Here is a 20,102-nt window from a genome sequence, read left to right on the forward strand (position 1 = left end):
GATCCGATTTCATTTTGGAAACAGGCCAGCGTGACGTGCATCATGCATTTAGTCGGAAAAAAAGGCCGCCCCCAAGGGACGGCCTTTCGAAACCGAACACGGTAAGGCTTAGAAGCCCAGACCTTCGTATTTCTTTTTGAACTTCGACACGCGGCCGCCGGCGTCCATCAGGCGCGACGAACCACCGGTCCATGCGGGGTGCACGGAGGGGTCGATTTCCAGAGCCAGCTGATCGCCTTCGTTGCCCCAGGTGGATTTCATCTGAACAACGGTGCCATCGGTCATTTTGACGTCGATGACGTGATAATCGGGATGGATGTCTTTTTTCATCTTTCCGTTCCTTACGCTTCGGCGCCAGCTTTGGGCTTGTAGTTGGTGACCTCTGCGATACGTGCGGATTTACCACGACGGGTGCGCAGGTAGTACAGTTTGGCGCGACGGACGCGGCCACGGCGAACAACGGTGATGCTGTCGATGTTGGTCGAATGCAGCGGGAACACACGCTCCACGCCTTCGCCGAACGAGATTTTGCGGACGGTGAACGAACCGGCGATGCCGTTGCCACCTTTACGCGCGATGCAGACACCTTCGTAGTTCTGCACACGGGTACGCGACCCTTCGGTCACTTTAAAGCCGACACGAACGGTGTCACCGGCTTTGAAATCGGGGATGTCTTTCCCCAGGGCGGCAATCTGTTCCGCCTCAAGCTGTGCGATCAGGTCCATCGCATTCACTCCTATCTGCTCGTGGTTGGTCCACGAAGTTTGGGCACGGCCTGAGAGCTCTTGGTCTTCACCGGGTCCTGCGAACAGCCCGCCAGAGGTCAGATCGAATGTTCCTTTGGTCCGGTCTGCCCTGACACGCGGAGGCCGAAGAAAGCCAAGCGGTGCGCCATGAAACAAACCAAAACACCGGAGTCGCGTCACACGGCACCGGATTGCGCTGCTTTAGGGGGTTTGCGAACAGGGATCAAGCCTAAATCGCAGGCATCAGCGGTGGGATTTTGCCAATTCCCGAATGCGACGTTGCTTTGTGTGTTGGATCAGGCATTCTGAGATCAATTACAAGAGCAGTTATTTCAGGCTGAAACAATGACCCGATTTGCAATCATGCTGGCCCTGGCGGCCGCAGTATTGATGTCCTGCGGACGCAGAGGACCTCCGCCGCAGGTCGTAGAGGCCACACCGGGCGTGGACCGGACCGCGCCCGCCGTGATCTACCCCGATTTTGGCGATGCCGACCCCCATGACTGGGACGGGCGACATCCCGGCCTGTATCCGGTTCACGGTTTAGATGTGTCGCGCTGGCAGGGGCCGATTGACTGGCGTCAAGCCAAGGCCTCGGGCGTCAGCTTTGTGTTCATGAAAGCGACCGAGGGGGGTGATTTTACCGACCCGATGTTCGACGAACATCGCCGCGGCGCGCAGGCGGCGGGTGTGCCGTGGGGAGCGTATCACTATTACTATTTCTGCCGACCGGCCCGCGAACAGGCGCAGTGGTTCATTCAGAATGTTCCGAAAGGCGCGGACCTGCCGCATGTGCTGGACATGGAATGGACGCCGCATTCGAAAACCTGCACCCTTCGCCCTGATGGCAAAATCGTCCGGGCCGAGGCGCAAAAGTTCCTTGATATCCTCGAACGTCACTATGGCCGTCGGCCGATCGTCTACACGACGGTGGATTTCTACCAGGACACCGATATCGGACGGTTGTCAAAGACCGAGTTCTGGCTTCGCTCGGTCGCGGGACATCCTCGCCAGGTCTATCCCGGCGCGGTCTGGAGGTTCTGGCAGTACACTGGCACCGGGCTGGTGCCGGGTGTTCAGGGCAAGGTCGACATAAACGTCTTTAGCGGCCCGCCCGAGATTTGGGCGCAGTGGAAAGGGTAGACGCCTTAGGATTGATTTGCCGCGTAGCTTTCCACGGTGCCGCCCGTGACAAGGTGATCGAGCCTGCGCACGCGTTCCTCACCGTAGGCATTGCGCAGCCAGAACGCTTCTCCTTGGGTCAGCACGCGGCGGTCAAAGCCGCGCTCGCTCAGGCAGCGGTCTACCTGATCCATCTCGCCTTGCGCCCTGAGTTCGTGTCGGCTGCCATATGCAAGCACAGATCCGACCAAAGGTGACGACATCAGGATGAAGGCGGGATAGGCTCCGATCACTGCTGCATTACCGCCGATGTCAGCTTCGTTTGAGCAAGACAACACCGCGTTTCTGGCGGAAGCCATATTATGTCCGGCCTGAGTTGGCACGGAGTCTTCCAAAGCACTGGTCGCGCATGCCGAGACAAGTGCGCAGCCCACAAGTAATAGCTTTTTCATGAATTGCCGTCTTTCAAATGTGCGAATCTTTTGAGTCCATCGCGAAACTCAAGGATGAGTAGGTCACGACTTTCTCAACTTCAATTAGCATCGGCTTTATCTGTTGACCTGCGGTTTGCGGGCCACAGTCGCCTGTGTCATTTGATAGATTTCTGCCTGGCGCGAACGTATTCGTCCCACACATCAGGCCGCCGTTCCCGCGTTATGTCCTCGGCCATCTGTTGGCGCCATTCGGCGATGCGACCGTGGTGACCGGACATCAGGACCTCAGGGATCGGGCGGCCGTTCCATTCTGCGGGGCGCGTGTATTGCGGGTGTTCCAGCAGGCCCGAGGAAAAGCTCTCTTCTTCGGTCGAGGCCTGATTGCCCAGCACGCCGGGGATCAGCCGTACAGTGGCGTCGATCAGAGCTTGCGCCGCGATCTCACCGCCGGTCATGACGAAATCGCCGAGGCTGACCTCTTGCACGCCATAGTGCTCCAACACCCGCTCGTCCACGCCCTCGAACCGACCGCAGAGCAAGGTCATCCCGTCGCAGCGCGCCAGGTTCTGCATCATACGCTGGTCCATGCGCTTGCCGCGCGGGCTGAGATAGATAAGCGGCCAGTTGCCTCGGATTCCGGCCATAGTCTGTTCGATGGCAGGCCCCAAAACATCGGCGCGTAGCACCATACCAGCGCCGCCGCCTGCGGGTGTGTCATCCACATTGCGGTGTTTGCCGATCCCGAACTGCCGCAGATCAACAGTTTCCAGCTGCCAAAGCCCTTCCTGCAGAGCCTTACCTGTCAGGCTTTCGCCCAGAACGCCGGGGAAAGCGCTGGGAAACAAGGTGATGATCTTTGCCTTCCATACACCGTGCAGATCCGGCGTTGGCGTCATCAACTCGCGCGGTTGCAGAGTAGGGCGGATGGCCTTTCGACCGTGGGATTTGCTTGGTCTATCTGTCATGACTGGGAAACCAGATCGTCCTTGGCGCGTTTGATGAGGGCCTTCTTTTGCGCCATCAAAGCCGCATCGTCCAGCGCGGAACGGTTCAACTCCAGCAATTCTAGCAGAACATCATCAGTAGGACGGGGCTTGTGCGGCTCGGGTGCGACCAATTTGAACATCTTGTCGCGCGGTAGGTTCAGGAACGCAGCAAACGGAGCGCCCGGACCAAAGCGCCGCTTGCGCAGGTCCTCCATCCACTCGGTCTGGACCTTGACCAGCGGCAGTCGGTCCTGAAGCATGTCGGCCGTCTCTTTCGGGGAGGGCAGGTGGTTCAGCGCGCCCCAGAAGCTGTCATAGTCCTGTACCAGCCGCGTCCGCCGCAGATCATGTGCCCAGAGGCTGCGCATCCAATCCTCACGCTGTCGCAAGGACAGATAGATCGTGAGGTCGACCGGCTCAGGCCCCAGACGGTCTGTCACCTGCTCAACCAGCGTCGTCGCCAATTCCGGGGTCGCCCCGTAGCCTTCGGCGCTGTTGCGACTGGGGCGCAGGCCGGCGAAATTCTCCTCGCTGAGGATCAGGCCGCGACTGGTGCCAAAATCGATCGGTTCCAGCAGCGCATGCACACCTGTTTCGAACTCGGCCAGTGTGCTGTTCATCCGATACACCGAATGCCGCGTGGCGATGTCTGCAAGTCCGGTTTTGCGGGTCTTGTAGGGTAGGATCAGCGAAAAATGGGGCCAGATCAACTGACGGTTCTTGTAGAGAAACGACTGCGCAACGGTGGTGCCTGTCTTGTGCAACCCCAGATGCAGCAGAACGCGCCGCATCAGATCAGGCCTTCAGGCGGATCGGCAACGATGCGACCGGCCTCCAGATCAACTGTCGGAACAGCTTCCAGCGTGAACGGCAGCAGGACAGTCGATTTCAGACCCGGCCCGTGCAATTCCAACAAATCCGCCGCACCGTGGTTTTGCACAGACTTCACCTTGCCCAGCAGGGTGCCGCCGGTGTCATACACCTCCAGCCCGATCAGATCGGTGTGATAGAACTCGTCATCCGGCAGCGAAGGAAGCTGATCACGCCGGGCATACAGGCGCAGTCCGTTTAGGGCGTCCGCCTCTTCTTTGGTTTCAACCCCGCCCAGACGCGCGGCAAATCCGTTCTTGATCGCGCGGGTGAGCACCACGGGAAATCGCTCTTTGCCGTCTTCGTCGGTCAGTGGCGAATAGGCTTCGATGTCTTCCGGCACGGCGCAAAAGCTTTTCAGCCGCACCTCGCCGCGCACACCGTATGATCCCGCAATGCTGCCGACGCAGATCAGATCACTCATTTGAGCCTTCCGTTATACATAGTCCGTTTCGCCATTGCCCGATCCCCTCGCAGGCTTCGCGCTGATTGTTGCGTTCAAAGAACACGCCGACAATAAATGCGATCAGCAACAGGATGGGAAGCCGTAACAATCCGAACATGGGCCTATCGCACCTCGATCGGCAGAGTATCGTCGCGGTCTTCCCAACCCGCCCGTTCCAGCTCGGGCGTGTCGGATTCTTCTTCCGGCCAGCCCACGCAGAAGTAACCGATCAGCCGCCAGTTGTCCGGGACGTTCAGATCGGTGTTCATCTGCTCGGGATCCAGGATCGAAACCCAGCCCAATCCCAGCCCCTGCGCGCGCAGAGCCAGCCAGAACAGAGTGATGGCCGAGACAACCGAATAGCGCCGCATCTCGGGCATGGTGCCTGCGCCCAAACCCTGACCTTTGCTGGTGGTGTCATCGCAGAACACCGCCAATTGCACTGGCGCCTCATGCATGCCCGAAAGCTTGAGGCCGCTATACAGTTGTGCCTTTTCACCGGAATACCCGGCCAGAGCGTCCGCATTGGCGGTTTGGAAATTCTTGAGCGCCGCGTCGCGCGCGGCTTCGCTTTCGACGCGGATCACACGCCAAGGTTCGCTGAGCCCCACGGATGGGGCCAGCAGAAACGCGTCGAGGCAGCGCGTCAGCACTGCCTCGTCCACAGGGTCGGTGCGGAACCGACGCACATCGCGCCGGAGCCGCATCAACAGATCGAACTGCGTGCGAAAATCCTCGGTGAAAGCCTGATCCTGCACGCGTCGGCCTGCTTATTCTTCTGCTGCAGCTTCTTCAGCCGGTGCAGCAGCTGCTTCGGCAGCTTCAGCAGCCTTTGCAGCTTTCTCTTCCGCGCGCTCTTGGGCTTTCTTGCCCGGAGTACCCTTGTTGGGGTTGTTGCGCTCGGCTTTGTCACGGGTGCCAGCAGCTTCGAGCATACGTGCGATACGGTCGGTGGGCTGAGCGCCCTGATCCAGCCAGTACTGGATGCGCTCCATGTTCATTTTCACGCGCTCTTCGCTGTCTTTCGGCAGCAGCGGGTTGTAGGTGCCCAGCTTCTCGATGAAACGGCCATCGCGAGGCATACGGCTGTCAGCCGCAACGATGCGATAGAAGGGACGTTTTTTCGAGCCGCCGCGGGCGAGACGAATTTTCATTGCCATGGTGGTATCTCCTTTAGATGGCGTGTGCCGGGAATTGCCCGGTCAATTCTGGTGTTTGTTGAACCGGAGGTTCACTCTTGATGTTTCCGGTGGTGTCGGATGACTTCCTGAATGATGAAATTCAGAAAAGCCTTGGCGAAATCGGGGTCCAGATCGGCCTCTTTCGCCAGGTCTTCTAGCCGTGCGATCTGCGCGGCTTCGCGCGTAGGATCGGACGGGGGAAGGTCGTGTTCGGCCTTGAGCTTGCCAACGGCCTGCGTGTGTTTGAACCGCTCGCCCAACGTATAGACAAGGATCGCATCCAGCCGGTCGATGCTTTCACGATGCTCTTTCAGCAGCGTCGCAGCCTGTGTCACGGGGTTGGTCATTGGCCGATCCTTTCGGAGGTCAAAGCAGTTTCAGAGTTATCGATACGCGGATGACGCCACATCTGGGCTTTCTTGCCCAGCAGCTCGGCTTCGCGCTCATAGGTGGCGCCAAGACGCTCGGCCAAAGCGCGCGAGCGGTCATTTGCGTGGGCGATATAAGACATAACGCCGTTCAGGCCTTGATGCTGGGCTGCGTAGTGGCGCGCGGCTTGTGCGGCCTCGAAGCCCAGACCTTTGCCTTCAGCCTGCTCCATCAGGGTCCAGCCTAATTCCGTCTCATCCCAGCCCGGAGCAAAGATCATACCCGCCCAGCCGACGAACGCGCCGCTCGATTTCTGGGTCAGATGCCACAGGCCAAAGCCATTGAGCGCCCAATGACCCAACCGATTGGCCAGCGAATCCCAGCTGCCCAGCTCATCCTTTGGGCCTCCCACCATGTAGCTGCGTTCTGTTTTGAAGAACGCAGTCATCGCGGGCAGGTCGTCCTGATGCGGTGCGCGCAGGATCAGACGTTCAGTTTCGACAGTGGGGATGGTGAAAGAGGTCATGCGTAGGCCTCCATTCCACCGTTCACCAGATCCGCCGGGGCGGGGTGCCGCCAGATTTCCGACGTCCCATACTTGGGATGCTCGTAATTGTATTCGAACTGTGCGCCCAAACGTTTGGCAACGGCGATGCTGGCATGGTTTTCGGGGTCGATCAGCGAGATCGCGGTATCCCAACCCAGAACATCATAGGCGTAGTTGCGCGCTGCAAACCCGGCCTCAGTCGCGTATCCCTTGCCAGTGGCGTGGTTCAGCAGCGTCCAGCCAACCTCGGGTTCAGGCCAGCCTTCGGGGCACCATAGACCGACACGACCAAGATATTCGCCGGTGTCTTTTTCATCGACGCTCCAGTATCCGTAGCCGCGCAGCGACCAGTGGCCCAGCAGAGCAGCGATCACACGCCACACTTCATCCCGACGCATCTGCCCGCCGACAAACTTCGCAGCTTCGCTGGCGAAGAACGCAGTGTCTGCGTCAAGATCAGCCTCAGACGGCGCGCGCAGGATCAGGCGCTCGGTCTCAAGCTGGGGGATATGATGCGTGAGGGCAGTCATTTACTTCTTCTTGCCAAACCCGCTGAGGCCTTGGGGCAGGCCCATGCCACCACCCAGTCCGGGCAGACCACCGGGCATCTTGCCGCCCATGGCCTTGGCCGCCTGTTCCAGCGCCTTGGGGTCCATGCCTGCTGCCATTTCTTCGGGCGAGGGACCACCTTTGCCGAACATGCCCTTCATGGCCTGTTTCAGCATCTTGCCTTTGCCCATCTTGCCCATCTTCTTCATCATGTCCGACATCTGCCGGTGCATCTTGAGCAGTTTGTTGAGGTCGCTGACCTCCATCCCCGAACCCGCTGCAATCCGTTTCTTACGGCTGGCCTGAAGCAGCTGCGGGTTGGCGCGCTCGCGTTTGGTCATCGACTGGATCATGGCGATCTGCTGACGCAGGATTTTGTCGTCGAGACCGGCCTGATCCATCTGCTTGGCCATCTTGCCCATGCCGGGCATCATGCCCATCATGCCGTGCATGCCGCCCATCTGGATCATCTGTTCCAGCTGCATTTTCAGGTCGTTCATGTTGAACTGACCTTTGACCATGCGCTTCATCATGCGCTCGGTCTGTTCCATCTCCATCGTTTCCTGGGCCTTTTCGACCAGAGCAACGATGTCGCCCATGCCCAGAATACGACCGGCGATCCGGTCCGGCTCGAAGGTTTCGAGCGCATCCATCTTTTCGCCCAGACCGACAAAACGGATCGGCTTGCCGGTCACGGCGCGCATCGACAGAGCCGCACCGCCGCGCCCGTCGCCGTCCATCCGGGTCAGGACTACGCCCGAGATGCCAACCTTGGCGTCGAACTCTTCGGCGACTTCAACGGCGACCTGACCGGTCAGGCCGTCAACGACCAGCAGGGTCTCGCGCGGGTCAACCACGTTGCGCACCTGCTCGACCTCGTCCATCAGGACTTCGTCGATATGCAGACGGCCCGCGGTGTCGAGCATGTAGACGTCATAGCCGCCCAGTGTCGCCTGCTGCTTGGCGCGTTTGGCGATGTCGACGGGCGACTGGCCCGGAACGATCGGCAACGTATCGACACCGACCTGAGTCCCCAGAACGGCCAGCTGATCCATCGCCGCAGGACGATAGACGTCGAGCGAGGCCATCAGGACCTTCTTGCCCTCTTTCTCTTTCAGGCGTTTCGCAAGCTTACCTGTGGTGGTCGTCTTGCCCGAGCCCTGCAGACCGACCATCAGGATCGGGGCAGGCGGGTTGTCGATCTTCAGCTTGCCGGGGTCTTCTTCGCCGCGCAGAGTTTCGACCAGCGCGTCGTGCACGATCTTGACGACCTGCTGACCGGGTGTGATCGACTTGGTAACAGCCTGACCGGTCGCCTGTTCCTGCACTTTCTTGACGAACGCGCGTGCGACGGGCAGCGAGACGTCGGCCTCAAGCAGGGCCACGCGAACCTCGCGCAGGGCGGTTTTGACGTCTTCTTCGGACAGGGCGCCTTGTTTTGTCAGCCGGTCAAAGACGCCAGAAAGGCGTTCGGATAGATTTTCAAACATGCCTTCGGCCTCCTTAGCCGGTTATCTGATGGCCCTTCCTAGGTAGGAAACACCGGTTAAATACACAATTGCCCCCACGGGCGAAACTCGCTGGTGGGGGGCGATCCCTGAACGACTCAAGGGACCGGAAGGTCATACGCTTCCGGATGTTTGGATGCGGCTTTAGGCGGATTGGCTGTCAGAGTCAACCTTGTGCGCCGGAAGCCAGCCATTGACCGCATCGACCATCCGCTGTGCGCCGCCTCCGCTTACATAGGCTTCGACAATCGGGTGACGGCCTGCACTCATGCCTTTTTCCAGAATCAAAACGGGGCGATGCATCTTGGACGAGGTTCCTTTACGGCTCGAGGTGGTGGTCTCCACCTCGGCATGGGAGAGGTTCGACAGATCATGTTCCACGGTGTCATAACCAAAGATCGATTGGCGGCGGATCACGATGCTGTTTGTGCGACGGTCCAGTATGACCTGCACGCGCCTCACAAAGACGCAGAAGGCGCCAAAGCCCAAACCGCCACCGACCAGGGCAAAGAAAATGCCAAAAAAGATACCCTCACCCCCTTCGGTTGCCATGAAAAGGCCTGCGCCGACGAAACAGAGGATGAAGACAACCAGCATGATGCCTATCAGCCAGGGTGTATTGGATAGGATCAACTGGTCCGGAGTGTTGCGCGAGACTTTCATGGCGGCACGCTAGCATCGAATTTGAGGTCTGTCGTGGCTTGAATTCGCCCGCGCGTTGCACGATGAGCGCGCCAAACAGGAGGCTCTCATGGACGCATCATCCGCTTACCAAGATACATTGCCGCTCAGTTCCGATGCGTTATTGGCGCAGTTGGATGATTGGGGGTTGGAGTACCGGCTGCATTCTCATGTGCCACTGCGCACGGTTGAGGATGCGAAGGCCGTCGAGGGCCAGTTCATGGTGCCGGGCGAGAATGCCTTGCGGTTGAAGAACCTCTACCTGCGCGACAAAAGAAAGCGCAACTATCTGGTGACGCTTGAACAGAGCCGAGAGATTGACCTCAAAGCGCTGGGCACTGAATTGGGGATCGGCAACCTGTCTTTTGGCTCGGCAGATCGGTTGTTGCAGAACCTTGGCATCCGTCCGGGTGCAGTCAGCCCGCTGGCGATGATCAACGGGGTGCAGAATAACGTGCGGTTCTTCATGGACGCAGCGGCGCAGCAGGCCGACGTGATCTACATGCACCCGCTGGTCAATGACCGAACCGTCGCGATGGAGCGCGCGAATTTGTTGGCGTTCTTCGATCAGATAGGTTGCGATGTGACCTGGCTGGCTTAGTCAGTCCTCCAAAGCCTGTTTCAGTGCAGCAGCGACATGGGCCGCCGACGGGTTGATGAACAAATGCCCGTTGGCTTCGAACACCGGGTCGTCCAGATGGTTGGGGAAAGCCAGTGGCAGTTCCGTACAAGCCAGAAGGATGGCCGTGCCCGGTTCTGCATGCTTGTTGCAAAAGGTGAGTAGCCGGTCATGAGCGGATTCTGACGCACCGCCGTAAAACTCGCTGTCGATCATGGCCTGCATCTCGGCGATTTCGGCTTCGGGCAGACGATCATTCGCGGCGATGCCCTCATTGGCCAACCTGTCGGCGTAGTTTGTCGCTTGCATGGTCACGGTTGTACCCAAAACCAGCGCCCGTGGAGCGCCTGTTGACGCGGTGACCTCCGCCGTCGCGTCGAAGATGCTGAGAATTGGCATCGAAACGCCTTGCCGGATCGCATGAAGACGCGCGTGCGGAGTGTTTGAGGCGATGATCCCAAAATCACATCCCGCATTCTCCAAGGTCAGAAGCGCCTCGCGAAACACCGCGTCGAATGCGGCCCAACTGGCCTCATCCCCGGCCACGCCGCGTAGGGCTCGTGTCTTGGCTTGCGTGACGGATTCGATTGTCATCGGTGGGATGGGTAGGGGGGACCCGTGTCCACGCGCGGCGAAGTGGCGGCTCGCCCCTTCGGAAATCGCGCGGTAGTAGTCCACCGTCGAGGCCCAGCCGACGCCCCCAAGAATTCCGATCTTTTTCATGACAAACGCCCAATCCGCAGAAAGCTACCGCTGCGCAGATTGGACGTTTCGCTTTGTTTTGGCCAGAGCCGGATCAGGCTGCCAGTTCACCAATGGCTTTGTGGGCATTTTTTACCGACGAGTCGGCATCGATGGCCAATTGATCTGCAGCTACGACGTCGACGTCAGTGATGCCGATGAAGCCTAGAACATGTTTGGCGTAGTTGGTTGCAAAGTCGATTTCAGATCCGACCGCCGTGCCACCTGATGCGATTGCCAGAACGGCGCGTTTGCCTTCAAGCAGACCTTTGGGGCCGTTTTCGGTGTAAGAGAATGTCAGACCGGCTCGGGCAACCAGATCAATCCACGCCTTGAACGCCGCGGGGACCGAGAAGTTGTAGATCGGTAGGCCGATCACGATGGTATCGGCGCGTTGCAGTTCGTTCACCAGTTCGTCGGACAGGGCCAGTTGATCGCGCTGAACGGCATCGCGTTGGTCTGCCGGGGTGAAGTTAGCGGCGATCCAGTCCTCGGTCAGTAGGGGCAGGGGGCTAGCCAGATCGCGGCGGATGATGCGTTCCGCGCCAAGATGCTGGACGACGCGATGCGACAGGTCGCGGGTTGCTGATCCGTTGCGGCGTGCCGAGGCGTCGATATGCAGGATTGTTTTGGTCATGATGTCCTCATTGGGGAATTTTCGCTCTGCTTCCAATATGAGCATTGCGCTGACGAACAAAACTCGGCTAAGTCAACATTGAGTGTTTGAAATTGCACATTATGAGGTCGTGATGGACAATTGGGACGAAGTCAGAACCGCGTATCAGGTGGCCCGTATGGGAACGGTCAGCGGCGCGGCCGAGGTTCTGGGCGTGCATCATGCGACGGTCATTCGCCATATCGACGCCATTGAGGCGCGCCTCGGAGTGAAGCTGTTCCAGCGTCATGCGCGGGGGTACACCCCGACCGAGGCGGGTGAGGACCTGTTGCGCGTGGCCCAAGCAACCGAAGATCAATTCAACCAGCTGGTCGGTCGCATGAAGGGGCGCGGCGATGATGTCTCGGGCGAGTTGGTCGTGACCTCTCTGGCGTCGCTGGCCCCTCTGGTCGTGCCGACATTGACCGAGTTTCAGAGGTCACATCCGGGCCTGATCGTTCGCTATCTGACCGGGGATCGTCTGTTCCGACTGGAATATGGTGAGGCACATGTGGCCATTCGTGCCGGTGCCGCACCCGATCAACCAGACAACGTGGTACAGCCCTTTGTCGCGCAGGAAGTCGGGCTCTACGCTAGCAAGGATTATATCGCGCGGCGCGGCAAACCTTCGGGCGTCGAGGATTTTGGCAACCACGCCTTTGTCGGAAATGACGACGAAAACAGCCGCGCGCCGTTTTCTCGCTGGCTGCGTGCGAATGCACCGGTTGAGGCAATGACCTTCTTGTGTTCCAACAACTTCACCTGTGGCGAAGCGGTTCTGGCCGGGGCAGGGATAGGCTTCATGGCCCGGTGGGAGGCCGCGCGCCATCCTGAACTCGAAGAGGTCATGGAGCCCCTGCCGGAATGGTCCGGCAAGTTGTGGCTGGTGACGCATGTGGACCTGCATCGCACGACCAAGGTGCAGTCTTTCCTGCAATTCCTGAAGGACCAGTCCAAGGGCTGGCTGCCATGAGCCCACAAGCGCGTGGCCATCTGGCCATGCTGGTCTTCTCGGCCCTGGTCGCGGGCAGTTTCTCGTTGGGGTCGATCATCGCCAATGAGATCGCCCCGGCGGCGCTGAATGCGGTGAGGTTCGGGATCGCCGCGGGTGTGATCGGCCTTGCCGCATTGGCCACCACCGGTTTGCCACGCAGCGCGGCGCAGGCGCCTTGGCGGTATCTTGTGCTTGGCGGGCTGTTCGCCACCTATTTCGTGCTGATGTTCTACGGGCTGCAAACCGCCCCACCGGTCAGCGCGGCTGCGGTGTTCACCTTGACGCCCGTCATCGCCGCCTTCGCCGGGTGGGCGCTGTTGCGTCAGGTCACAACACCCCGGATGGCACTGGCTTTAGTGGTCGGTGCGGCAGGCGCGCTTTGGGTGATTTTTCGCGCGGATTGGCAGGCTTTCCGGGCGTTCTCGATCGGAGGGGGCGAGATCATCTATTTCTGGGGCTGTGTCGCCCATGCGATCTACACCCCGATGGTGCGCAAACTGAACCGGGGCGAGCCGGCTGTAGTGTTCACCTTCGGCACGCTTGTCGCAGGGTGCCTGTTACTGACCGGCTTTGGCTGGCGCGACATCCTTGCAACCGACTGGGCCAACCTTCCGGGTATCGTCTGGCTGGGCCTGTTCTACCTGTCCTTCTTTGCGACCGCCGTCAGTTTCGTGCTGGTGCAGTTCGCAGCTTTGCGCCTGCCCTCGGCCAAGGTGATGGCCTATACCTATCTTGTCCCAAGCTGGGTGATCTTGTGGGAGATCGCGCTGGGCAACGGCATCCCGACAGGCCTTATTCTTGGTGGGGTCGGGCTGACCATCCTCGCGCTTCTCATGCTGTTGAAAGACGAAGCGCCCGCTCCGCAAACAGAGCCAAAGTGACTCTTGTGCCTGATCCCAGCTGTGGCAGATTTCGACTATTGCGCGAAAGGAACGCAAAATGACCCGAGTTTTCGTGATTGGAACGGCCCTTTTCCTCTGTGGCTGTGCCTCGAACGGCTCTGACCAGAAAGGATCAGATCTACAGGCCAGTTGTGAGGCGCTGGTCTCGGCGGAAACTGGGGTGGCATCTGTCGATGTTCAGGCGACCTCAATCCAGTCAGAGGCAACGGGAACGGTCGTGAGCGTCTCTGTGGCGGGCGCCGAAGCGCCCTGGATTTGCCAGGCGGATGTGACCGGTGTGATCACCGATGTAGAATACAGTCAGGAGGGGTAAACCGGCCGTTTCTAAGGGGTTGAGCCAGATCAAGGCCGCAAGTTGCAGTGTCCTCTAGTCTCAAACCCGGAGAGAGGAGGACATCATGTACAATCACATCATGATCCCCGTCGACTTGCATATGCCGCCTGAGGTCCAGAAGGCAACTGCAGTCGCGGCTGAAATCGCCAAATGGCAGAGCGCCAGGGTTACCCTCGTCAGCGTGACGGGTATGCAGCCTGGTGAGGCCTTGCAAACGGATGAGGCGATTGCCGAAAGCCTTTCGGCGCTGGCAGACGAGATCGGCAAACTAAGTGGCACCGAGGTTGAGACGCGCAATATCCACTCTGTCGATGTGGCCGCCGAAGTGGACGGGGATCTTGCGAAAGCCGCCGAAGAGATTGGCGCGGATCTGATCGTTGTCGGTACACATGCCCCTCGGATCACAGACTATATCTTCACGAGCCATGCCGGGAAACTAGCGCAGCATTCAAAAATGTCGGTCTTCGTGGTCAGATGACTTAAGGGTCGTCTCCCGATGGGAGCTCGACTTCCAAAAACCGTTCGAACGCGTCCAGATTGACGGGTTCGAACTGCCCGAAGCCCTGCATCCAGACCGAGGCCGCGCGCAGGGCGTCCGGCTCAAGCTTGCACCATTTTACCCGCCCGCGTTTTTCCTGGCTGATCAGCCCGGCCCGGGTCAGAATGACCAGATGTTTCGAGATCGCGGCCAGAGACATCTCGAACGGTTCGGCCACATCGGTGACGGCCATGTCATCCTCCAGCAGCATCGCAAGGATGGTGCGGCGGGTTGGATCGGCGAGGGCGGCGAATACGGTGTCGAGGTCGTTGGACATGGCTTCAATCCGAAACCACTTTGCAGCGTAACAAACCCCAGTCCTTCGCCACCTTCGCGATTTTCAGGGCGTTGACGAGGCGGTCGCTCAGGATCGGTGCGTCAATGATAACTGGATCGAACCAGATGTCTGGGCCGGTCAGGACATTTTCGGAGAAAACCAAATCTCCATCGTTCACATGATCTTTGCCTCGCACCATGTAGCGTTCGGCCGGATCTCCTAGGGGTGTGACCCCTTCAGATGCCTCTCCCTCAAAACAGGGCTTTCCATCCCCTAGAACAAGGTAAAACCAATCTCCATCTAGCTTGGTCTTCTGATCGGGGTGCAGAAGTTCAACGGGGATAAGTCTTGATGATCCTATATCGTGGTCACGCAAGATATTTGCAGAAGTGCGCGAGACGACCAGCGCACCGCCAGCACTAAAAATATTTCGTTTGCGCCGCTTGTGATGTGCCCAACGTCTAACAGCATAAAGCTGTCCCGGAAATTCGTGATCTTCGATGGGCAAATGCTCGGTTTGCCGCTTTGTGACAGAGCTAAATGCGACTCCAATCTCATTGTCCCTCGGTGGCCTTGGCACATCTGGAAATCCGACGGGCCGATAGCCATATGTCGCAGATGGATCCCGATGTATGTTGCTCAACCAAACGATGTCTCCCATTTTCGGCTCTCGTTTCCCCGGACGTATCTTTTTGCAAAGGCGACCCATTTGAGGGCGCAGAAGTATTCGCACATCTCCTGCCTGTTGGCCTGAACTTCACAGTGTTAGTCAAGCCGGTTTTAACGTGAAAGCTATGCGCAAGCTACTGATGAGCGAGCAAAGATCAACCAAAAGGTTGAATATGAGAATTCAGGTGATTTTCCCGTTGCGGAGTGTTTCGGGTTCTATGGGTTGTGTTGGCTAATCATAATTAGCAACATAATTACAATACTTTAACCTGCGTCAATTCGGGCGCGCAAGCCCGTTGACTCTGCGCCCCTTGCCCCTTAGCACGCTACTCAAGACTGTACGAGGGAAACGCCCGTGACCGATGACGACCAAAAGCAGCGTATGGCGCAGCTTGAGGCCAAGATCGACGCGGCGAAAAAGGCGAAACAGCCCAAGCCCCGTGCAGATGCTGACGTATCCGGAGGCGAGCTTGCCTGGAGGATGGTCATCGAAATGGTATCCGGTCTGGGGATCGGATTTGGCATCGGATACGGGCTGGACAGCCTGCTCGGGACAATCCCGATTTTCCTGGTGCTGTTCACATTGCTGGGCCTTGTCGCGGGCGTGAAGGTTATGCTCCGCAGCGCGAAAGAGGCCCAAGAGAAACAAATGGCGGCGACGGCTGCCGAGAAGGACGAGAGGGACTGAACGTGGCAACCGAGACCACCGCAGCAGAAGGCAGCAGCCTGGTATTCCACCCAATGGATCAGTTCATCGTCAAACCGCTGTTTGGCGACGGCGCTGTTGGTATGTTCACCATCACCAACGTGACCCTGTGGCTGTTCTTTGCGATTGTCGCGGTTGTTCTGCTGCTGGTTCTGCCCACATCGAAGCGCGCAATCGTTCCGACACGTATGCAGTCGATCGCAGAACTGACCTACGGTTTCGTCTACAAGATGCTGGAAGACATCTGCGGCAAGGAAGGCGTCAAGTTCTTTCCATATGTCATGACCCTGTTCATGTTCATTGTCTGCGCCAACTTCCTGGGCCTGATCCCGACCTCGTTCACTACAACCTCGCATTTCGCAGTCACCATTCCGCTGGCTCTGGCTGTGTTCCTGACCGTGACCGTTCTGGGCTTCGTCAAAAACGGCGCCGCGTTCCTGGGCCTGTTCTGGGTTTCCAGCGCGCCTTTGGCACTGCGCCCGATCCTGGCGATCATCGAGCTGATCTCGTACTTCGTGCGCCCCGTCAGCCACTCCATTCGTCTTGCAGGGAACGTCATGGCTGGCCACGCGGTTATCAAGGTTTTCGCAGGCTTCGCTGCGGTTGCCGTGATCTCGCCCGTGTCCGTTCTGGCGATCACCGCAATGTATGGTCTCGAGGTCCTGGTGGCCTTCATTCAGGCCTACGTATTCACCATTCTGACCTGTGTTTATCTGAAAGATGCGCTGCATCCGTCGCACTAAGGTCCGAACACCCAACATCGAAACTTCCAATTCGTAAGGAGATACATCATGGAAGGCGATCTCGCACACATCGGCGCAGGCCTGGCAGCAATCGGTTCCGGCGCAGCCGCAATCGGGGTGGGCAACGTAGCAGGTAACTTCCTGGCCGGCGCTCTGCGCAACCCTTCGGCGGCTGCTTCGCAGACCGCAACTCTCTTCATCGGTATCGCGTTCGCAGAAGCCCTGGGGATCTTCGCATTCCTGGTCTCGCTGCTGCTGATGTTCGCCGTATAATCTGCGGAACCTGATCCTTACGCGCAGGTGGGCCCAAGCCATAGCGGCCCACCTGTTGTAAAGACAAGTTTCCGACGGAGGATATCATGGCGACTGAACCCCTTACAGAAGAGGTAGCTGGCTCGTGCGTCGACTCCTATGGCTCTGCCATCGGGATGCCACAGCTCTGCTTCGATTGGTTCCCCAACCAGATTTTCTGGCTGGTCATTACGCTGGTCGTCATCTTTCTGGTCCTGTCTCGCGTGGCTCTGCCCCGCATCGCGGCAATCCTGGCTGAACGTCAGGGGACCATTACAAATGACCTGGCTGCGGCCGAAGATCTGAAGGCCAAGGCGGTCGAGGCCGAAGAGGCCTACAACAAAGCGCTGGCCGATGCCCGTTCTGAGGCACAGCGTATCGCAGCGGAAGCCCGCGCCGAAATCCAGTCTGGTCTGGATGACGCGATTGCCAAGGCGGATGCGGAAATCGCTGCAAAGGCGGCTGAATCGGAGAAGGCAATTGCCGACATCCGTGCCGGTGCGCTGGAAAGCATTCAAGTGGTTGCCAAGGATACGGCGGCTGAACTGGTGACTGCACTGGGCGGCGAGGCGGATGCCAAAGCCATCGACAGTGCCGTTGACGCGCAGATGAAAGGATAAGTGACATGCGGAACACTCTTGCCCTTATCCTGACGTTCGGCGCAGCCAGCCCCGCATTGGCGGCCAAAGGTCCGTTCTTCTCGCTGGGCAACACCGACTTTGTCGTTCTTCTGGGCTTCATCGTATTCATCGCGGTTCTGTTCTACTTCAAGGTCCCCGGCATGATCGGTGGCGCTCTGGACAACCGTGCCGAGGGCATCAAGTCCGAGCTGGACGAAGCGCGCGCCCTGCATGAAGAAGCACGTAGCCTGCTGGCCTCGTATGAGCGCAAGCAGCGGGAAGTGCAGACGCAAGCGGACGCGATCGTTGCTGCTGCGAAAGAAGACGCAGCCCGCGCGGCCGAACAGGCCAAGGTCGATCTGGAACAATCCATCGCACGTCGTCTGGCGGCGGCGCAGGATCAGATCGCTTCGGCTGAGGCGTCAGCCGTGAAGGAAGTTCGCGATCAGGCGATCTCGGTTGCGGTATCTGCTGCAAACGCCGTACTGGCGAAGCAAATGACCGCGACGCAGGCGAACAAGCTCATCGACGCGGCAATCGCTGATGTTGGCGAAAAGCTGCACTGATAGCACTTTGTACTATTTTAGATGACCCGGAAGCACGCTTTCGGGTCATCTTCGTTTCAGAGCCCAGATTGAGAGTGCCTAAATCCTTATGAACATTCTTGGAGTTGTCCGAGATGGCGGCACGGCCCTAAGTGCGACCCTCTCGCGCATTCAGAGCCTAAGAGAGCGGCTTGAAGACAGTCGTGTCATCATTGCAACCAATGATAACTCTGACGGCACCGATCAGGTTTTGGCGAGCTATGCCGCCTCCCATGAGAATGTCGAAATACTTACTCTTGAGGGCCTGGCCGCGCTCCATGATGAGAGGGTCGAGCGTATTGCGGCAGCCAGAAATGCCGTGTTGAAGCATCTGTTTGCCTGCGGAAAGCAATTTCCGTTCACGATGGTTCTCGACATGGATGGTCCGAACACGGAGTTGGATGCGGATCAGGTTTTGCGCGCGCTTTCTCGGGAAACCCCAAGGTGGGACGCCGTATTCGCAAATTCACACCCTGTTTACTATGATCTCTACGCGCTACGCCGAGAAGGTTGGTGTGCCGCTGATCCGTGGCGGGAACTCGTCAGCTTGACCCCGCCCAGGATGTTGCGCAGCGTCTGGTTTCGCCGCATGAAACGCAAAATCATTTACTCCAGGCAGTACCATATACCGTCCGACGTCCCTCTTATCGAGGTTGATAGCGCCTTCGGCGGGCTCGGGATCTACAAAACCGACGCGTTGCGGAATGCAGAATACGCGGCGCGTGACGCTTCGGGTATGATCACGTGTGAGCATGTCATGCTGCACCAGTTGCTGAGGGAACAGGGTAAGCGTCTTTTCATCGACCCCGGGCTGCTATCAGTTGCGCAGACTGAGCATACCGGACCGGGAAGTGGCCGCAGAATTCCCAAGCACTTAATACGATGAACTTTGCCTCGGACCGTGAAAGAGGGGCCTTGAGCGCGCTGGTTGCTTTGCTGGTATGAGAATATCTAGATTTGGTTTTTGAATGTAAGGATCTGAGACAATGGAAATCCCGAAAATAAGTTTGGTGATTCCCAATCTGAATTGCGCCGAGTTCCTGGAGCAAACGATTGTTTCGGTGATCGAACAGTCTTACCCGAATCTTGAACTTATCTTGTCCGACGGCGGCAGCACAGATGGTTCACTAGACATTGCCGAGCGACATCGGGATGCGTTTGCCCATATTATTTCGGAACCAGACACGGGGCAGGCCAATGCGGTGAACAAAGGGTTTGCCTTGGCAACTGGCGATGTCATGGGATGGATAAACTCGGACGACGTCTTGATGCCGGGTGGCCTTGAGACCGTAGGGTCGATTTTTGGTCAGCACGACTCTGTCAACTGGTTGACCGGGCGTATCACGACCATAGACGAAGCCGGCGAAATCTTGCACTCACATCGCGCAAGACGCGTATCGTACCCGCGATTTCTGGCTGGCGACTATCAATGGGTTCAGCAGGAATCCACGTATTGGCGACGAAGCCTGTGGGACAAAGCAGGGGGGCAGTTGGATGAAAGCCTCAAACTTGCCGTCGACGGAGAATTGTGGATGCGGTTCTTGCGGTTCTCCGAATTGGTGCCAGTGGATGCCCGGATTGGTGCGTTCAGATTTCGGAAAGGGCAGCGATCCGAGGCAATGGATGCCTATCATGCTGAGTTGCTGAACGCGATTGAGAGGGAGCGCTTGAAACCCGCCCTGGACAACAGTCTGACACATAGCGTCTTGGGCACTCCTTTGGCTTTGCGCAGCAAGAAAGAAGCGGACAAAGAGTTTCCCGGCTTGTCAAAGGTTGATCCCGCTATTTTCTCACGGTGGCGACTTTGGGTGTTGAAAGCCGCAAGCGGGTGGCGGTCGGCCTAATGTACGCTGGATAGCCACCAGTCGTTGTGTTAGATCGCAAAACAGTGCTCGCGGCTGCGTTGAATTTCGGGAATTTGTTTCGTGTTTGTCTGAATGGTTTCCATGCGGTGCCATACAAGAACGCGGAACGAGAAACCCGGTCACGCC

At 58.4% G+C, this 20,102-nt stretch carries 30 protein-coding genes; 13 read left to right on the forward strand and 17 right to left on the reverse strand.

Annotated elements, in window-relative coordinates; all coding sequences use genetic code 11:
- Window positions 1-108: 108 nt before the first annotated feature.
- Together rpmE and rplS are read right to left on the reverse strand one after the other, a co-directional pair.
- Window positions 109-330, reverse strand: a complete 222-nt coding sequence (gene rpmE / locus ACR0AI_RS20165; RefSeq protein ID WP_480676724.1) for a 50S ribosomal protein L31 — start codon at window positions 328-330, stop codon at window positions 109-111.
- 11 nt (window positions 331-341) lie between these two features.
- Complete coding sequence (gene rplS, locus ACR0AI_RS20170; RefSeq protein WP_170380501.1) at window positions 342-725, reverse strand: 50S ribosomal protein L19; 384 nt, start codon at window positions 723-725, stop codon at window positions 342-344.
- A 366-nt stretch (window positions 726-1,091) separates the two neighbouring features.
- Between rplS and ACR0AI_RS20175 the strand changes: the two genes are divergently transcribed.
- Window positions 1,092-1,889, forward strand: coding sequence for a glycoside hydrolase family 25 protein (locus tag ACR0AI_RS20175; RefSeq protein ID WP_170474278.1), 798 nt, complete (start codon window positions 1,092-1,094; stop codon window positions 1,887-1,889).
- A gap of 5 nt (window positions 1,890-1,894) precedes the next feature.
- Here the strand turns inward: ACR0AI_RS20175 and ACR0AI_RS20180 are convergent, their stop codons facing one another.
- The 11 genes from ACR0AI_RS20180 to ACR0AI_RS20230 all read right to left on the reverse strand — a co-directional run bounded on the left by ACR0AI_RS20180 (window position 1,895) and on the right by ACR0AI_RS20230 (window position 9,420).
- Window positions 1,895-2,227, reverse strand: a complete 333-nt coding sequence (locus ACR0AI_RS20180) for a hypothetical protein (RefSeq protein WP_480676726.1) — start codon at window positions 2,225-2,227, stop codon at window positions 1,895-1,897.
- A 230-nt stretch (window positions 2,228-2,457) separates the two neighbouring features.
- A complete protein-coding gene (gene trmD / locus ACR0AI_RS20185; RefSeq protein ID WP_480676728.1) occupies window positions 2,458-3,267 on the reverse strand; it encodes a tRNA (guanosine(37)-N1)-methyltransferase TrmD in 810 nt (269 codons plus the stop codon).
- Window positions 3,264-4,079 (reverse strand): hypothetical protein, encoded by an 816-nt coding sequence (locus tag ACR0AI_RS20190; protein ID WP_170641492.1) that lies wholly within the window; start codon window positions 4,077-4,079, stop codon window positions 3,264-3,266. The genes trmD and ACR0AI_RS20190 overlap by 4 nt, the downstream gene beginning before the upstream one ends.
- On the reverse strand, window positions 4,079-4,582 hold the full coding sequence (gene rimM, locus ACR0AI_RS20195; RefSeq protein ID WP_170474267.1) for a ribosome maturation factor RimM: 504 nt from the start codon (window positions 4,580-4,582) through the stop codon (window positions 4,079-4,081). The genes ACR0AI_RS20190 and rimM overlap by 1 nt, the downstream gene beginning before the upstream one ends.
- A gap of 143 nt (window positions 4,583-4,725) precedes the next feature.
- Window positions 4,726-5,361, reverse strand: coding sequence for a 5,6-dimethylbenzimidazole synthase (bluB, locus tag ACR0AI_RS20200; RefSeq protein ID WP_480676731.1), 636 nt, complete (start codon window positions 5,359-5,361; stop codon window positions 4,726-4,728).
- Between the two features lie 12 nt (window positions 5,362-5,373).
- Window positions 5,374-5,763 (reverse strand): 30S ribosomal protein S16, encoded by a 390-nt coding sequence (rpsP, locus tag ACR0AI_RS20205; RefSeq protein ID WP_170350323.1) that lies wholly within the window; start codon window positions 5,761-5,763, stop codon window positions 5,374-5,376.
- A 71-nt stretch (window positions 5,764-5,834) separates the two neighbouring features.
- The gene (locus ACR0AI_RS20210; protein ID WP_170380494.1) at window positions 5,835-6,131 is read right to left on the reverse strand and encodes a chorismate mutase; all 297 of its coding nucleotides are present in this window, start codon (window positions 6,129-6,131) and stop codon (window positions 5,835-5,837) included.
- On the reverse strand, window positions 6,128-6,679 hold the full coding sequence (locus ACR0AI_RS20215; RefSeq protein ID WP_480676733.1) for a GNAT family N-acetyltransferase: 552 nt from the start codon (window positions 6,677-6,679) through the stop codon (window positions 6,128-6,130). The genes ACR0AI_RS20210 and ACR0AI_RS20215 overlap by 4 nt, the downstream gene beginning before the upstream one ends.
- Entirely contained in the window at window positions 6,676-7,230 is a 555-nt protein-coding gene (locus ACR0AI_RS20220) for a GNAT family N-acetyltransferase (protein WP_170722653.1), read from the reverse strand. Before ACR0AI_RS20220 ends, ACR0AI_RS20215 begins: the two co-directional genes overlap by 4 nt.
- The gene (ffh, locus tag ACR0AI_RS20225; RefSeq protein ID WP_480676735.1) at window positions 7,231-8,739 is read right to left on the reverse strand and encodes a signal recognition particle protein; all 1,509 of its coding nucleotides are present in this window, start codon (window positions 8,737-8,739) and stop codon (window positions 7,231-7,233) included.
- A 162-nt stretch (window positions 8,740-8,901) separates the two neighbouring features.
- Window positions 8,902-9,420: a hypothetical protein gene (locus ACR0AI_RS20230; RefSeq protein ID WP_480676737.1), complete on the reverse strand. Its 519-nt coding sequence runs from the start codon at window positions 9,418-9,420 to the stop codon at window positions 8,902-8,904.
- Between the two features lie 88 nt (window positions 9,421-9,508).
- Here ACR0AI_RS20230 and ACR0AI_RS20235 point away from each other — a divergent pair, with 88 nt between their 5' ends.
- Window positions 9,509-10,039: a prolyl-tRNA synthetase associated domain-containing protein gene (locus ACR0AI_RS20235; protein ID WP_480676739.1), complete on the forward strand. Its 531-nt coding sequence runs from the start codon at window positions 9,509-9,511 to the stop codon at window positions 10,037-10,039.
- On the opposite strand, the gene ACR0AI_RS20240 is transcribed toward ACR0AI_RS20235, so the two are convergent.
- Together ACR0AI_RS20240 and ACR0AI_RS20245 are read right to left on the reverse strand one after the other, a co-directional pair.
- Entirely contained in the window at window positions 10,040-10,780 is a 741-nt protein-coding gene (locus tag ACR0AI_RS20240; RefSeq protein WP_480676741.1) for an aspartate/glutamate racemase family protein, read from the reverse strand.
- 73 nt (window positions 10,781-10,853) lie between these two features.
- A complete protein-coding gene (locus tag ACR0AI_RS20245; protein ID WP_170662476.1) occupies window positions 10,854-11,435 on the reverse strand; it encodes an NAD(P)H-dependent oxidoreductase in 582 nt (193 codons plus the stop codon).
- Between the two features lie 112 nt (window positions 11,436-11,547).
- Between ACR0AI_RS20245 and ACR0AI_RS20250 the strand changes: the two genes are divergently transcribed.
- From ACR0AI_RS20250 to ACR0AI_RS20265, 4 genes are all read left to right on the forward strand, one after another.
- On the forward strand, window positions 11,548-12,426 hold the full coding sequence (locus ACR0AI_RS20250; RefSeq protein WP_170556355.1) for a LysR family transcriptional regulator: 879 nt from the start codon (window positions 11,548-11,550) through the stop codon (window positions 12,424-12,426).
- Window positions 12,423-13,328: a DMT family transporter gene (locus ACR0AI_RS20255; protein WP_170641471.1), complete on the forward strand. Its 906-nt coding sequence runs from the start codon at window positions 12,423-12,425 to the stop codon at window positions 13,326-13,328. The genes ACR0AI_RS20250 and ACR0AI_RS20255 overlap by 4 nt, the downstream gene beginning before the upstream one ends.
- A 58-nt stretch (window positions 13,329-13,386) precedes the next feature.
- Complete coding sequence (locus ACR0AI_RS20260; RefSeq protein WP_480676743.1) at window positions 13,387-13,662, forward strand: hypothetical protein; 276 nt, start codon at window positions 13,387-13,389, stop codon at window positions 13,660-13,662.
- 85 nt (window positions 13,663-13,747) lie between these two features.
- A complete protein-coding gene (locus ACR0AI_RS20265) occupies window positions 13,748-14,161 on the forward strand; it encodes a universal stress protein (protein WP_170641468.1) in 414 nt (137 codons plus the stop codon).
- A 1-nt stretch (window position 14,162) separates the two neighbouring features.
- On the opposite strand, the gene ACR0AI_RS20270 is transcribed toward ACR0AI_RS20265, so the two are convergent.
- Complete coding sequence (locus ACR0AI_RS20270) at window positions 14,163-14,498, reverse strand: metalloregulator ArsR/SmtB family transcription factor (protein WP_170556359.1); 336 nt, start codon at window positions 14,496-14,498, stop codon at window positions 14,163-14,165.
- A 4-nt stretch (window positions 14,499-14,502) separates the two neighbouring features.
- Window positions 14,503-15,159 (reverse strand): hypothetical protein, encoded by a 657-nt coding sequence (locus ACR0AI_RS20275; RefSeq protein ID WP_170556360.1) that lies wholly within the window; start codon window positions 15,157-15,159, stop codon window positions 14,503-14,505.
- A gap of 363 nt (window positions 15,160-15,522) precedes the next feature.
- Here ACR0AI_RS20275 and ACR0AI_RS20280 point away from each other — a divergent pair, with 363 nt between their 5' ends.
- The 7 genes from ACR0AI_RS20280 (at window position 15,523) to ACR0AI_RS20310 (ending at window position 19,955) form a co-directional block, all read left to right on the forward strand.
- Window positions 15,523-15,855: an AtpZ/AtpI family protein gene (locus ACR0AI_RS20280; protein WP_170380482.1), complete on the forward strand. Its 333-nt coding sequence runs from the start codon at window positions 15,523-15,525 to the stop codon at window positions 15,853-15,855.
- Between the two features lie 2 nt (window positions 15,856-15,857).
- Window positions 15,858-16,616 carry a F0F1 ATP synthase subunit A gene (locus tag ACR0AI_RS20285; protein WP_170380481.1) on the forward strand — a complete coding sequence of 253 codons (759 nt, stop codon included), beginning with the start codon at window positions 15,858-15,860 and terminating at the stop codon, window positions 16,614-16,616.
- Between the two features lie 48 nt (window positions 16,617-16,664).
- Window positions 16,665-16,889 carry a F0F1 ATP synthase subunit C gene (locus ACR0AI_RS20290; protein ID WP_005981269.1) on the forward strand — a complete coding sequence of 75 codons (225 nt, stop codon included), beginning with the start codon at window positions 16,665-16,667 and terminating at the stop codon, window positions 16,887-16,889.
- Window positions 16,890-16,975: 86 nt separating this feature from the next.
- Window positions 16,976-17,527 (forward strand): F0F1 ATP synthase subunit B', encoded by a 552-nt coding sequence (locus ACR0AI_RS20295; RefSeq protein ID WP_170380480.1) that lies wholly within the window; start codon window positions 16,976-16,978, stop codon window positions 17,525-17,527.
- 5 nt (window positions 17,528-17,532) lie between these two features.
- Window positions 17,533-18,093: a F0F1 ATP synthase subunit B gene (locus ACR0AI_RS20300; RefSeq protein WP_209255056.1), complete on the forward strand. Its 561-nt coding sequence runs from the start codon at window positions 17,533-17,535 to the stop codon at window positions 18,091-18,093.
- 88 nt (window positions 18,094-18,181) lie between these two features.
- Window positions 18,182-18,997 (forward strand): hypothetical protein, encoded by an 816-nt coding sequence (locus tag ACR0AI_RS20305; RefSeq protein WP_480542247.1) that lies wholly within the window; start codon window positions 18,182-18,184, stop codon window positions 18,995-18,997.
- Between the two features lie 100 nt (window positions 18,998-19,097).
- On the forward strand, window positions 19,098-19,955 hold the full coding sequence (locus ACR0AI_RS20310; RefSeq protein WP_480676747.1) for a glycosyltransferase family 2 protein: 858 nt from the start codon (window positions 19,098-19,100) through the stop codon (window positions 19,953-19,955).
- Window positions 19,956-20,102: the final 147 nt, after the last annotated feature.

The organism is Ruegeria sp. BG3 (genome assembly GCF_056538485.1).